The organism is Streptomyces sp. NPDC053560 (genome assembly GCF_044544605.1).
GTDB lineage: Bacteria > Actinomycetota > Actinomycetes > Streptomycetales > Streptomycetaceae > Streptomyces.
Genome location: NZ_JBITXI010000001.1, coordinates 746,323 through 759,566 on the forward strand (window position 1 = coordinate 746,323; position 13,244 = coordinate 759,566).

A 13,244-nucleotide genomic window follows, 5' to 3' on the forward strand; every position below is an offset into this window, starting at 1 on the left:
ACAGCGGTCAGGAGAACAGCGGAACGATTTCCCCGGTGAAGAGCTCCATGTTGCGTACCACCAGGTCGTCGGGCATTCCGGCGATGCTCGCCCAGAAGATGAGGTGTGCCACGGGCAGGTCACGCGTCATCGTCCGGATTTCCGCCGCTGCCTGCTCCGGGGTCAGGACCCGGAGGAATGCGCGGAGTTCGGGGGATTCGGGGTCCGGCTCCAGCCACGGCAGAGCCGGCCGGTCGCTGCCCTCGGACCAGCCCCGCCGGTAGGTGTTCTTCTGGTGGGCCAGGTGCGGCGCGATCCGCGCCCAGGCGGCCTCGGGGTCGTCCGCCAGCACGATGGGCACCAGGCCGCCGACGCGCGCCGCGTCGGCGCCGTGGCCGCCCTCTTCGAGCCCGGCCGTGTACTCCGCGTACAGGGAACGGGAGACGTGCAGGTGCCCCATGCCGAGCCGGCCCGCCATCCGCGCGCCGCGCGGCCCGTAGAACCCGCCCCACACCGGTACGTCGGCCTGGAGCGGCAGCGGCGTCACCGTCCGTTCGCGCCACAGCCGGCGCACCTCCGCGACAGCCTCCCCGGCCCGCGTGACGCGGCGTTCGTACGGGACGTCGAAGAGCTGGAATTCCGGGACCCGGTAACCGGCGCCGATGCCCAGCTCCAGGCGGCCTCCGCTGATCAGGTCGACGACCGCCGCTTCCTCCGCCAGCAGGGCGGGATGGCGCAGTGCCGGAATGACGACCGAGGTGCCGATCCGGGCCTGCCGGGTGCGCGCCGCGGCCGCGGCGGCGAAGGTGAGCGGCTGCGGCAGATAACCGTCCTCGAAGCGGTGGTGCTCGGTGAACCACAGTCCGCCGATACCGAGCCGGTCGGCCTCCTCGCAGAATTCCAGCGTCCGCGCGTAATGGTCGGCCCACGGCCGTTCCCATTGCGCCGGATTACGCAGATCGAAAAGGAGCCCGATCCTCATCGTCGTTCTATCCTTCCCGGAGACCGGCGCGCGCAGCACGGAATTACTGGCAAATAGCCTTGTGTGTCCGGGGGTCGGCGTCAACGTTTCCTGTGTCAGCTCTCCGCAGGGTTTGTCATCTCGACGTCAAATCGGCCGCGCGGGCGTTACCGGGCCACCCGTACCGGCAGGTGCTTGAGTCCGTTCTGGAAGTTGGAGACCAGCCGGACGGGCGGTCCGGCGATGCCGAGGCCGGGCAGCCGGTCCAGTACGTGCGTCAACACGGCCCGCATCTGGACCCGGGCGAGATGCGACCCGAGGCAGAAGTGCGGGCCGAAGCCGAAGCTGACGTGGTCGTTGGGGCGGCGGGCGACATCGAACCGGTCGGGATCGGCGAAGACGGTCCCGTCGCGGTTGGCGGAGGCGTGGTAGACCACGACCTTCTCACCCGCCCTGATGCGCTGCCCGCCCAGTTCCACGTCCCGTACCGCGGTGCGCCGGAAGTTCATCACCGGCGGCCAGTAGCGCAGCATCTCCTCGACGGCGATGGGGACCAACTCCCGCTCTCTCTGCAGCCGTTCGAACTGGTCCCGATGGCGCAGCAGGGTGCAGAGCCCGCCCGGAATGCCGTTGCGCAGCGTTTCGTTCCCGGCCACCGCGAAGAGGAAGAACATGTTCTCGAACTCCTCGCGGGTCAGGCCGCCCTCCCGCATGTGGGCCATCACCGTGCCGGGGCGCGGGTGCGCGGAGAGCGCGTGCGCGTAGGCGAACATGTCGGCGAGCGCCTCGCGGGAGCGCGGGTTGACCGGCCGCCCGTCGGGGCGTACCGCGGTCCCGGGCCGGTGCTGGAGCGCGGCGCGCCCCATCGGGCTGAGCGTCGCGGGGTCCGCGGTGCTCAGCCCGGCGTACTCACTGTCCTGGTAGCCGATGACGCGGCTCGACCAGTCGAACAGCAGCCGCCGGTCCTCGTCCGGCACGCCCATGACGTGTGCCAGCGTCCACACCGGCAGGTCGGCCGCGACCTCGACGAAGTCCGCCTCGCCCGCCTCGGCGACCTGCCCCACGAGCTGTGCCGCCCGGGCGTCGATGACCGCTTCCAACTCCCTTATGGCGCGCGGCGTGAAGGCCGCGGCGACGACCTTGCGGATGCGGGAATGGTCCGGCGGGTCCTGGTTGAGCATCATCGCCCGGACGAACGCGAGGTCCCGGGCGCTGTCGGGGTCCCGGATCTGCGTCGCACCCGCGTACGAGGAGAACACTTCCGGGGTACGCAGCACGTGCTTCACGTCCGCGTGCCGGAGCACCGCCCAGTAGCCGGGACCGGCCGGCCAGCCGCCCGTCCCGGGCTCCTCGATCCAGCAGACCGGGCTGCTCAGGCGCAGTTGACGGAAGAGTTCGTAGGGAACGCCGGTGGCGTAGGTAGCGGGCGTGAACACCTCGGCAGCCGTCACGCACCCGACCGTAGGGTAATTCGCACTATCAGGGGAATCCCCCGCCCAGCAGGCTTGAGGCGCCTCGGGCTGCGCAATCTCCTGGCGTGTACGGATCGCATCGCGCGGGACTGGCCCTGGCCGTCGCCGCGTTCGTGGCAGGGGTGGGCTGGGCGCCGACGGCGGCAGCGCAGGGCGACAACTGTTCCTACGCCGGGACGAAGCCGCCGGCGACGGCGCCGACCGGAGTGCCCGGCCTGCCGGACGGCTGGCACTGGCCCTGTACGTCACCGACGCCCCGGCCGCCCGCGCCGAAGCCACCGCCGCCGAAGCCCGCGCCACCCCCGCCGAGCCCCGCACCGCCGGAGCCGGCACCGCCCCCGCCGGTCACCACGCCGCCCGCGCCGCCACCCCCGAAGCCCGCGCCGCCGAGACCCGCACCACCCCGGCCGGCCCCGTCGAAGCCCCCGCCGACGACCGAGGCGCCGAAGCCCTCGCCGTCCCTGACACCACGGTCGTACGCCGTCAGCACCAGACCCCCCGCGAACGGCCGCTCGCTGGTCACCAACATGCTCCTGCTCACCGCTCCGGCCGTGCTCGCCGCCGCCGCGCTGCACCCCCGCGGCTCGTCGGGCTCCGGCGGCCGCCGCTCCTGACCACGAGCCCGCCACCACTGTTGTTTCTCTGGAGGTTTTGATGTCGGACTGGCTCGTGCTGGCCATCGCCATGGCCGCGACCTGCGGTGTGGTCCTGCTCGTCACCGTGCTGCACCAACGGCGCATCGACGAGGAGGAGGACGATCCGACCGAGACGCCGGACGTCATGGAGTACATGACGATGATGGTCGGCGTGGTCTACGCGATCGTGCTGGGCCTGGCCATCGCGGGGGTGTGGGAGTCGCGCAGCGCAGCGGAGGACACGGTGCGCACGGAGGCGCAGGCGCTGCACGAGGTGAGCGCGCGGGCCCGGGCGTATCCGGAGCCGGTGCGCGACCGGATCCGGTCCGACGTGAGCACTTACGCCTCGTACGTGGTGCACAAGGAATGGCCGGTGATGACCGAGAAGAGCGAGCTGACGCCCCGCGGGGACGCGCTGATGCTGAAGGTGCGCGCCAGTGTGTCCGACTATCACCCGCGCAACGACTTCGAGAATCAGACCTACCAGCCGCTGGTGGACCAGGTGGCGGTGGCGGACGGCGCGCGGTCGGCCCGGGGCCTGGGCGCCGGGCCGACGCTGCCGCTGGTGGTGTGGTTCGGCCTGCTCGCCGGCGCCGTGGTCACGGTCGGCCTGATGTTCACACTGCAGATCCGGCGGTCCGGGCGGGAGCTCCTGATGGCGGGAGTCTTCACCGCCCTGATCGCCTTCCTGCTGTTCCTGGTGTGGGAATTCGACGATCCATGGCTGCGCAGCGCCGACGCGATCCAGCCCCTGAAGGATCTGCTGCCGTCTTCCGGGGGCTGACCCTCAGGTGGCGGAGCCCGCCGCGGCCCCGGTCGCCAGATCGGGGCCCCAGCGGCGCAGCGCCTCGTCCAGGTCGAGCGGGAGGACGCGGCCGCCGCCGTCCTCCGGGCCCGGCCAGTCCTCGCGGGGCACCCGCCACATCACCTCGAACTCGATGCCGTCGGGGTCCTTGGCGTACAGGGACTTGGAGACGAGGTGGTCGCTGGCGCCGACGAGCGCGCCGGCGGCCCGCAGCCGCTCGGCGGTCCCGGCCAGCTCGCCGAGCGTGCCGACCTCCCAGGCCAGGTGGTACAGGCCCGCGCGGCCGGACTCGGGGCCCGGTGCCTGGTCGCCGACCGCGAAGAGGCCGAGGTCGTGGTCGTTCCGGGTGCCGTGCGCTCGCAGGAAGGCGGCGCGCCCCGGGATCTCGGTGTCCACGGTGAAACCGAGGACGTCGGTGTAGAAGGCGACGGAGCGCGGCAGCTCGCGCACGTAGAGGACCGCGTGGTTCAGGCGGCGTACGGACATGGGGAACCTCCCTGGGGCGTCACTTGCGCAGCAGCAGGACGACGAAGGCCACGATCAGGCCGAGGGCGAGGGCGGCGATGCCGTAGGCGGCACGGTCACGGCGCAGACCGGGCAGCAGCCGGTCGACGGCCCAGCGGCCGGGGCCGGTGAGGGTGAGCGCGGCGGCGGCCGCGGTCAGCAGCAGCTCGTACTCGATGCCCTTCGGGGCGAAGAAGCCGCCGCCCCACTTCACGGCGAGCGCGTTGACCATCGTGCCGAGGACGGCGGCGCCGGCGAGCGGGGTGAGCAGGCCGAGCGCGAGGCCCAGGCCGCCGAGGGTCTCGCTGAGCCCGGCGACCACGGCCATGGCCTTGCCGGAGGGGTAGCCGCTCATGGTGAAGAACTGGCCGGTGCCGTCCAGCCCCGGCCCGCCGAACCAGGCGAAGAGCTTCTGCGAGCCGTGCGCCGCCATGGTGAGGCCGACGGCGAGCCGGAGCACCAGCAGGCCCAGGTCGTGGGCGGGCGAGGGCGTGGACGCACCGGTTCGGGCGGCGGTCGCGGCGGGGGACGTCATACAGGCTCTCCCTGTCGGATCGGAAGTACTTGAAACTTCAAGTCACACTCCGACCATACACAGTGCTTGAAACCTGTACAACACGCGGCCGCCCGCCGCGCCGCCCGCCCGTCACATCTCAGCCACGCGGCGTCACCGTGCCCAGCACGCCCGGCAGCGGGTACCAGTCGGCGGTCAGCACGCTGGCGTGCGCCTTGGCCAGCAGCGCGACCCGGTCCTTGGCCTGCTGCTCGGTCGGCTTGGTGCCGTCGATCGCCGGGGCCACCTTGTGCGCGTCCGTCATGATCACGAGGTAGTGGCGGGTGTCGTACCAGGCGGTGTCGATGCCGCCGGTGTAGGCCGAGGCGTCCCCGTCGAAGACGACGAACCACGGGCGCAGCGCGGCGTCGGCGTAGCGGGAGCGCGGGTCGCCGGCCTCGGCACCGTGCACCGCGGGGAAGGCGGTGGCCGAGGCCAGCTTCCCCTGGCCGGCCAGGGTGCGCAGGTGGGTGGCGTACTCCCGGTCGGTCCAGAGCTTGTCGGCCGGATTCCCCTCCTCGACGGTGCCGGGTATCAGCTCGATCAGGAACTTTCCGGCGAGCGCCGACCGCTCCGGCCAGCCGTCGGCCCGTACCGCCTCGTCCAGCGTCGCGTGATCGCCGATCAGGTCACCGGGCCCGAAGGCGGCGTCCCCCAGCTTCTCGCGCACCAGCGTGTCGAACTCGTCCGGTCCGCGGCCGCCCTTGTCGTTGAAGCCGTCCTTCAGCTCCATCTTGAGCAGCACGGGACGGTGACCGGGGTGCGCGTCGTGCCAGGCGCGGAGGTCGGCGAGGCAGCCGCCGAGGTCCTGGTCGCGGGACTTGGTGCGCAGCTCCGCCGGCGTCCTGGCGTTCTCGCAGTTGTTGTTGTTGCCGAGCGGGTTGCCGTGCGAGACCCGCCAGGACTTGCCCAACCCGTTGGTCCACACGTCCAGCTCCAGCAGCCCGGCACCGGAGTCGAGCGCGTCCGCGAAGTAGGGGTACTTGTCCTTCTCGTACGCGTTGTGCACGCCCACCGCCGTGGTCGTGTCGTACGTCGTGTTCGCCGCCTCCGCGGTACCGGTGGCGGCCGGCCAGACCACCGCTGCCGCCACCAGTGCCGCTCCCGCCACACCCGCCACCATCGTCCCCGTACGCCGATGCGCGCCCATGTGCCCCTGCTTTCTCGTTGGCCAGTCGATCAGGCGGCAGCGTACGGGACTTGGGGGACGCGGGGGACGCCTCGAACGCACGTCCGTCGCCCCGTTCCCAGACGTTCCACGGCCGTCTACGATGGCGCCATGGCCGGCAGAAGATCAGCGGCGGCGCCCACCCTCGCCGCCGGCATTCTCACGGGCACGGTCGCGCTGTACATGGCGCTCGTCGCCTTCGGTAACATCACCGACTTCGGCACCAACCAGGCGTTCGTCCAGCACGTCCTCGCGATGGACACGACCTTCAAGGACCCCGACCTCATGTGGCGGGCCATCACCTCGCCCCGGCTCCAGAACGCCGCCTACCTCGCGATCATCGTGTGGGAGACGGCCGCCGCTGCCGTGCTGGTCCTGGCCACCGTGTTGTGGGCGATGCGCCGCGAGCGGGCCCGCCGGCTCAGCACTCTCGGGCTGCTGATGGTCGTGCTGCTCTTCGGCGCCGGCTTCCTCGCCATCGGCGGCGAGTGGTTCGCGATGTGGCAGTCCGAGGACTGGAACGGGCTGGAGGCCGCCACCCGGAACGTACTGCTCGCGGGCGTGGCCCTGCTGTTCGTGCAGTCCACCTCGCCGGGCGGCGGGCGGAAACCCACCGGCACCTGAAGCTCCCGTGGAATAGCCGTCCCGGCGCTCCGGTTGCCGCCCGTATGCGAGTCATCGGAGTGGAAGAATTCGGCGGGCCCGACGCGCTTCGGGTCCTGGACGTGCCGGAGCCGCAGCCCGGCCCCGGCGAGGTGCGCATCCGGGTGCACGCCGTGGCGGTGAACCCCACGGACACGCTGCTGCGGTCCGGCGCGCACGCGCAGCGGCTCACGGACCGCGAGCCGCCCTACGTGCCGGGCATGGACGCGGCGGGCGTGGTCGACCTGCTCGGCCCGGACAGTGACGGCCGGCTCACCGTGGGGCAGCGGGTGGTGGCCCTGGTGGTGCCCACCGGCCCGCGCGGCGGCACGTACGCGGACAAGATCGTGGTGCCCGCCGCCTCGGTGGTGCCGGCACCGGAGGGTACGGACTTCCCCGCCGCTGCCACCCTCCTGATGAACGCGCTGACCGCCCGGCTCGCCCTCGACGAACTGGCGCTCTCGCCCGGTGACACGCTCGCCGTGACCGGCGCGGCGGGCGCCCTCGGCGGGTACGTGATCCAACTGGCGAAGGCCGACGGGCTGCGGGTGATCGCCGACGCCAAGCCGGCCGACGAGAAGCTGGTGCGTGAGCTGGGCGCCGACGAGGTCGTGCCGCGCGACGACGAGGTGGCGCAGCGCATCCGGAAGCTGGTGCCGGACGGCGTGCCGGGGCTCGTGGACGGGTCGTTGCAGGGTGAGAAGCTGTTCGACGCCGTCGCCGACGGGGGCCGGGTGACGGTGTTCCGCGGCTGGTCGGGCGGTACGGAGCGGGACATCGAGGTACGCCCCGTACTGGTCTCGGACGCCGCCACGGACACCGAGCGCCTGGACCGGCTGTGCCGCCAGGCCGAGGAGGGCGTCCTCACGCTGCGCGTCGCGGAGGTCTTCCCCGCCGAGCAGGCGGCCGACGCACACCGGCTGCTGGAGGCCGGCGGCGTGCGCGGACGCCCGGTGATCGACTTCTCCTGACCCGCTGTCAGGGGCCCCGCTCGCCGTGCCGGGCGGGCGGGGACGCGGTCACCACTCGATCCGGTACGACGTGAGCCAGTCGGCGGCGCCGGCCTCGCTGCGGCGGGCACGGTGCGGCAGCACGGTGTCGCGGACGACACGGCGTACGGGGCCCACCGCGGTCCGCCGGGCCATGTGCGCGCTGGCCGCGACCACCTTCTCCACGCGCTCGCGGCGCAGTTCCTCGTACGCCTTGAAGGCACGGCGGTTGCCGGCCTGGTCGCGCAGTGACTTGGCCAGCACGATGCTGTCCTCGATGGCCATGGACGCGCCCTGGGCGGCGTTCGGCGCGGCGGCGTGCGCGGCGTCCCCGATGATCACCATGGTGTCGGTCCACCAGCGCGGAGTGGAGGCGATGTCATAGGAGTTGGAGCCGATGATGGTTTCGCCGGTGGACCGGATGATGTCGGCGGCCGGGGTGTTGTCCTCGTCGAAGAGCCCGGCGAGCCGGTGCCGCCAGTGGTCGGGAGTGGACGCGGCGAGGTCCTCCCGGGAGAGTTCGGGGCCCGGCGCGTTGGCGAACCACCAGGTCTCGCCGTCGGGTGCGCGGGTGCAGCCGAAGAACGCCTTCTTGCCGAAGATCATGTGGTAAGTGCCGTGCTCGGGCGCGTTCTTCGCGTCGCGGGTGTAGCCGCAGACGGTGTTCTGGCCGGTGTACCGGGGCCGGGCGGCGGCCGGATCGATGAGCTTGCGGGTGACGGAGTGGATGCCGTCGGCGCCGATGAGCAGGTCGCCCTCGGCGCGGGTGCCGTCGGAGAAAGTGGCGACGATCCGGCCGTTCTCCACCGTTTCGGCCGCCACCAGCCGCTTCCCGTGCTGGACGGCGATGCCGCGGCGGGTCGCCTCGTCGTGCAGTACCCGGTACAGGGTGGCGCGGCGCATCGTCCGGGGGCCGGCTCCGTCCGGCGCCGCGCTCTCCGTCCCGTCGGCTTCCTGGCGGTCGGCCCCGGTCATCGGGCGCTCGCCCAGCCGCTTGCCCGTGTAGCTGAGGAACTCCACCCGGCCGGCCGGGAAGGAGTTCTCGATCACTGGTCCGTCGGCGTCGATGACGCGCAGCGCCGCCAGACCGTTCTCGAAGACGACGAGAAAGGCCCCGACGTCGTCGGCGCCGCTCGCGTACGCCTCGAAGACCTCCGATTCGATGCCGGCTTTCTGCAGGGCCATCGCGGTCACCGCTCCCGCGATGCCACCACCGATGATCAGGGCGTGGGTCATGACGCTCCAAGGTCGGACGGCCGGTCTCCGGGGCGCGGGTCGTGACGCCCCGGCGGCGGGTGCGGCCCCCTCGGCGCCTGTGTCCGAGGGGGCCGCACCCGTCGCACGGGTCCACCTTGGCGCGCCGGGCGCGCCGGGGCCAGAGCGGGAACGGGCATGTCTGCGCACTTCTCGTCGTACGCGTGGCGGTCCCACGCCGCCCCCGTCAGCCCCCGCGCGCCCCCGGGGGTCAGCCCGCCGCGTACACGTCCTCGATGTAGCGGCCCTCGGTGGTCAGCCCGGTGAGCCAGGCCTCGGCCTCCTCTGCGGTGCCGCCCCCGAACCGCACGTACAGCTCCCGGAAGGCGGTGCGTACGCCCGGTGCCATACGGCTGCCGTCGCCGCAGACGTACACCCGGGCGCCCGACTCCAGCAGCCGCCAGACCTCTTCGCCGTCGGCGGCGATGCGGTGCTGGACGAACCGGCGTCCCTCCTCGGGCCGTTCACTGAAGGCGGGGCGCACTCCGACGGCGCCGGCCGTCTCCGCGGCGCGCAGCTCCTCGGCGTGCAGGAAGTCCGCGTCGGGCGCGTCGCAGCCGAAGAACAGCAGCGCCGGGGCGAGCGGTCCGGCGGCCGCCGTGCGGTCGGCGACGGCGCCGCGGAACGGTGCCAGGCCGGTGCCGGCCGCCACCATGATCACCGGGGTGGGATCGGCCGGATCGATACGGAAGGCGTCCCGGCACGGCTGCACGCGGGCGAGCACCGTGTCCCCCGCCTTCAGGGTGTGCAGATGGCTCGAACCCGTACCACCGGGCAGCAGCGAGACCATCAGATCGGCGTGGCGGCCGTCCGCGGCCGGCGAGGAGGAGACGGAGTAGTGCCGGGTCCGCATGGGCGGCAGCAGGTCGAGCACCACCGGCCAGGGCAGCGCGCCGCGCAGCGCCGGGTACGCCTCGATCAGCTCCAGCGTCGTACGGGTGTCGTCATCACCGGGCGCTTCGAGGGCCGCGCGCTCGGGCGGGCAGGGGTTGTGCGCGGCGAGCAGCGCGCGCTGCTCGGCCGTGGGACGGGCGTTCAACTCCAGGTGGTAAGTCAGGAGTTCGTGCACCGTCAGCGGGCGGTCGACGGGCAGTGCGTTCCGTCCCGCGCCCGGCTGCCGGATGCTGAGGACCGCCGCCGGGTCCACGCCGAGCGCCTGCGCGGCGCGGGCGACCCGCTCCGGCGCGTTGGCGGGCAGCACGCTCAAGTGGTCGGCGGTGCGGTAGGTGACGCCCTCGGGGAGGGCGAGGCGCAGGAACCGCTTCTTGCGCGGGTAGCCCTCGGCGGTCAGGTCGTACGCCTCGGTGACGGTCATGGCGGTGAGGCCGTGCCGGGCGGCGAGCGCGTCCAGCGGGCCGCCGGTGATCTCGGTGACGGTGCACGCGGCCTCTTCGGGCGCCGCGGTGGTGCCGATGCTCGCCGGGTCGCCGTACCGGGTGAGCAGTTCGGTGCGGAGCGCGGTGGTGAAGTCCTTGACCGTGCCGGCCATGTCGCCGGAGGCGTCGGCCTCGGCGCGCGGCAGCAGCCGGTCGCCGCCGAGCGCGGCCAGTCGGTCGTCCAGGAGGGTGGGCACGCGCTGGTAGGTGGCGGCCCAGTTGCGGTCGCCGACGCCGAGGACCGCGTACGGAACGCTGTCCGCCGCGCCCTCGTGCGCCTCCTCCAGCCACGCCACGAAGGCGGCCGCGTCGTCGGTCGGGCGGCCGTTGTAGGACGCCGCCACGACGACCACGGGGCGGTCGGCGGGCAGTCCGCCGGCGTACGCGTCCAGCGGCGCGACCTCGGTGGCGCAGCCCAGGGACGCGCCTTCGTCGGCCAGTCGCTCGGCGAAGTCCTTGCAGGTGCCGTAGTTGGTGCCGTGCAGGAGCAACAGGCCGGTGTCCTGGTGGACGCGGGTGGGCAGCCCGTCGTCGGTGACGGGGCCCTCGTCCGCGGCGCCGGTGCCGGGCAGGACGGCGAGCGCCGCGCGGTCGGCCGCACGGTGGGCGGCGGAGCGCTCGGCGAGCTTGAGCGTGAACCCGTCCGGCTTCAGCGTCAGCGTCTCCTTGATGGACAGCGCGTAGTCGCCGTGGTCGTCGAAGCGGTACCGGTGCACCAGGAGGGCCAGCAGCATGGTCGCCTCGTGCAGCGCGAACTGCCGCCCGATGCAGGCACGTTCGCCGGTCCCGAAGGGCTTGTACGCGTGCGGGGAGCGGGCCGCCTCCGCCTCCGGCGAGAACCGCGCCGGGTCGAACAGCTCGGGGTTGTCGCCCCACACCGGGTCGCGGTGGAGCATCGGGGTGAGGACCGTGAAGATCTCCCCCACCTTGACGGCGTACCGGCCGCCGAGCACGGTGTCGGCCTTCGCACGCCGGCTGAACGCGGCCGCGGTGGGCCACAGCCGCAGCGCCTCGTTGAGCACCTGGCGGGTGAAGGCCAGCTTGCCGATGTCCTCGAAGGACGGGTCCGGGTCCGCCGCGTCGCCGAACAGCTCGTCGGCCTCGCGGCGCGCCAGCCGCAGCGCGACGGGGTCCTTGAGCAGGTGGTACAGCGCGAAGGAGAGCGCGCCGGAGGTGGTCTCGTGGCCGGCGATCAGGAAGGTGATGACCTGGTTGCGGATGTTCGCCGGGTCCAGCGTGGTGCCGTCCTCCGGGTGCGGCGCGCCGAGCATCAGGCCCAGCAGGTCGTCGGCGGAAGTGTCCCCGGAGGCGGTACGCGCGCTGATCACCTCGTCCACGACGGACGCGAGGTAGTCGGCGTCGGCGCGGAACGCCTCGTCCTTCTCGGAGTAGTCCACACCGGGCTTACGTGCCAGCCGGGTCATGCTCCATTCGAGGCAGCGCACCATCGCGTCCACGAAGGGGTGCGGCTGCTCCCGCCCGAAGGACTCGAAGTCGAAGCCGAATCCGGCGAGTCCGATGGTGTCCAGCGTCATCCGGGTCATGTCGTCCGGCACGTCCACCGGCGCACCCTCGGCGATCCGCCGGTCCCAGCTCGCCATCAGCCGGCGGGCGACCGCGAGCATCGCCGGGTGGTAGGTGCGCATCGAGCCCAGCGCGAAGGCGGGCATCAGGATGTCGTGCGCCTTGGCCCAGTTGGGCTCGTCGTTGTAGGCGGTGAAGAGGCCGTCGGCGGCGAACTCCCGGACGTTCTCCAGCGCCGGGCCGATGGCCTTCTCGAAGCGCGTCTCGTCGGCCAGCTCCGTCACCAGGTCGACGGAGGTGACGAAGGTGGCGTCCCGGCCGTGCAGCCGGCGCCGGAAGACCGGTCCGTGCTCGCGGGCGAGGCCCATGGCCCGCTGGAGGGGGGTACGGGAGAGACCGGCGGCCGTGATGTCCACCACGGGGATGCCGTCGTCGCCGAGGGTGACGGTGTCAGCGCTCTGCAGCTGCGTGTCGCTCATGACTCCACAGTGACCGGCCCGGTGTGCCGCGCTCCCCGCGGTAACTGCATGATTGTGCAGTGTTTTCTTCCGTACGGGTCTTGCGGCCCGGGCGAAGATGATCATTGCGGCCCGGCCGGCCGCGGAGCGGAACGGGACCGATGGACGCACGAGACGAGAGGGACGGGTGCCACCGGCCGATGAGTGACGACCTCTTCGCGCACCCGGCGGTGCCGGGCCCGGCGGCCGCGCCCTGGCACAACTACTTCCTCATCCTGCTGGACCGGATGCCGCTGCCGGTGGCGGTGTGCCGCGCCGACGGCGAAGTGCTGATCGCCAACCCGGCGATGGCCTCGGTCTGGGGCACCACCCGCGGCCAACTGCGCGGCCGCAACCTCCTGGACCACTTCCGCCCCCGCGCGATCTCGCAGGTCGGCCGGCTCGTGGAGGCCGTACGGATGGGCCGCCGCTCCCGCTACCCCGTCGAGGTCCGCTGGCGCGAGGGCGCGGCCGGACCCGAGCGCGAAGGGATGCTCACCCTGGACCCGGTCGGCGACCCCTCCGACGAGCCGCCGGCCCTGCTCGCCATCCTCCGCGTCCACGAGTCCCGCCCGGCGCCGCCGCCGTCCGCGCAGGTCAGCCCCGTCGAGTCCCGCATCCTCGCACTCGCGGCGGCCGGCGCGACCACCGCGGCCATCGGCAAGGACCTCGGCCTCACCGTCGACGGCGTCAACTACCACCTCACCCGCCTGACCCGTCGCTACCGCGTCCCCAACCGCACCGCCCTGATCGCCCGCGCCTACACCCTCGGTCTCCTCTCCCCCACCGCCTGGCCCCCGGCCCCGGCCGAGGACGAGGACGGCTGAGAGCCGCCGGGCGGGCCGGTACGACGAGCGCGGCGTCCGCCTCCCGTACGGTTGCCGG

12 protein-coding genes are annotated in these 13,244 nt (G+C 72.9%); 4 read left to right on the forward strand and 8 right to left on the reverse strand.

The features are described from left to right. Positions 1-7: 7 nt before the first annotated feature. From ACIGQF_RS02990 to ACIGQF_RS03000, 3 genes are all read right to left on the reverse strand, one after another. Positions 8-961, reverse strand: a complete 954-nt coding sequence (locus ACIGQF_RS02990) for an LLM class flavin-dependent oxidoreductase (protein WP_399704623.1) — start codon at positions 959-961, stop codon at positions 8-10. A gap of 146 nt (positions 962-1,107) precedes the next feature. Then, positions 1,108-2,391, reverse strand: coding sequence for a cytochrome P450 (locus ACIGQF_RS02995; RefSeq protein WP_399704626.1), 1,284 nt, complete (start codon positions 2,389-2,391; stop codon positions 1,108-1,110). Between the two features lie 187 nt (positions 2,392-2,578). After that, positions 2,579-2,935 carry a hypothetical protein gene (locus ACIGQF_RS03000; protein ID WP_399704629.1) on the reverse strand — a complete coding sequence of 119 codons (357 nt, stop codon included), beginning with the start codon at positions 2,933-2,935 and terminating at the stop codon, positions 2,579-2,581. A 131-nt stretch (positions 2,936-3,066) separates the two neighbouring features. Between ACIGQF_RS03000 and ACIGQF_RS03005 the strand changes: the two genes are divergently transcribed. Next, positions 3,067-3,831 (forward strand): hypothetical protein, encoded by a 765-nt coding sequence (locus ACIGQF_RS03005; RefSeq protein WP_399704631.1) that lies wholly within the window; start codon positions 3,067-3,069, stop codon positions 3,829-3,831. A gap of 3 nt (positions 3,832-3,834) precedes the next feature. Here the strand turns inward: ACIGQF_RS03005 and ACIGQF_RS03010 are convergent, their stop codons facing one another. The 3 genes from ACIGQF_RS03010 to ACIGQF_RS03020 form a co-directional block, all read right to left on the reverse strand. Continuing rightward, on the reverse strand, positions 3,835-4,338 hold the full coding sequence (locus ACIGQF_RS03010) for a VOC family protein (RefSeq protein ID WP_399704634.1): 504 nt from the start codon (positions 4,336-4,338) through the stop codon (positions 3,835-3,837). A gap of 19 nt (positions 4,339-4,357) precedes the next feature. Then, entirely contained in the window at positions 4,358-4,891 is a 534-nt protein-coding gene (locus ACIGQF_RS03015; protein WP_399704636.1) for a DoxX family protein, read from the reverse strand. A 118-nt stretch (positions 4,892-5,009) separates the two neighbouring features. Then, entirely contained in the window at positions 5,010-6,059 is a 1,050-nt protein-coding gene (locus tag ACIGQF_RS03020; protein ID WP_399704638.1) for a phosphatidylinositol-specific phospholipase C domain-containing protein, read from the reverse strand. Positions 6,060-6,188: 129 nt separating this feature from the next. Between ACIGQF_RS03020 and ACIGQF_RS03025 the strand changes: the two genes are divergently transcribed. Continuing rightward, positions 6,189-6,701: a DUF2165 domain-containing protein gene (locus ACIGQF_RS03025; protein ID WP_399704641.1), complete on the forward strand. Its 513-nt coding sequence runs from the start codon at positions 6,189-6,191 to the stop codon at positions 6,699-6,701. Between the two features lie 44 nt (positions 6,702-6,745). Then, a complete protein-coding gene (locus ACIGQF_RS03030; protein ID WP_399704644.1) occupies positions 6,746-7,690 on the forward strand; it encodes an NADP-dependent oxidoreductase in 945 nt (314 codons plus the stop codon). A 48-nt stretch (positions 7,691-7,738) separates the two neighbouring features. Here the strand turns inward: ACIGQF_RS03030 and ACIGQF_RS03035 are convergent, their stop codons facing one another. Next, complete coding sequence (locus tag ACIGQF_RS03035; RefSeq protein WP_399704647.1) at positions 7,739-8,944, reverse strand: FAD-dependent monooxygenase; 1,206 nt, start codon at positions 8,942-8,944, stop codon at positions 7,739-7,741. Positions 8,945-9,173: 229 nt separating this feature from the next. Then, positions 9,174-12,341, reverse strand: coding sequence for a cytochrome P450 (locus ACIGQF_RS03040; RefSeq protein WP_399704650.1), 3,168 nt, complete (start codon positions 12,339-12,341; stop codon positions 9,174-9,176). Positions 12,342-12,520: 179 nt separating this feature from the next. Here ACIGQF_RS03040 and ACIGQF_RS03045 point away from each other — a divergent pair, with 179 nt between their 5' ends. After that, on the forward strand, positions 12,521-13,186 hold the full coding sequence (locus tag ACIGQF_RS03045; protein WP_399704653.1) for a PAS domain-containing protein: 666 nt from the start codon (positions 12,521-12,523) through the stop codon (positions 13,184-13,186). The last annotated feature ends 58 nt before the right edge of the window (positions 13,187-13,244 follow it).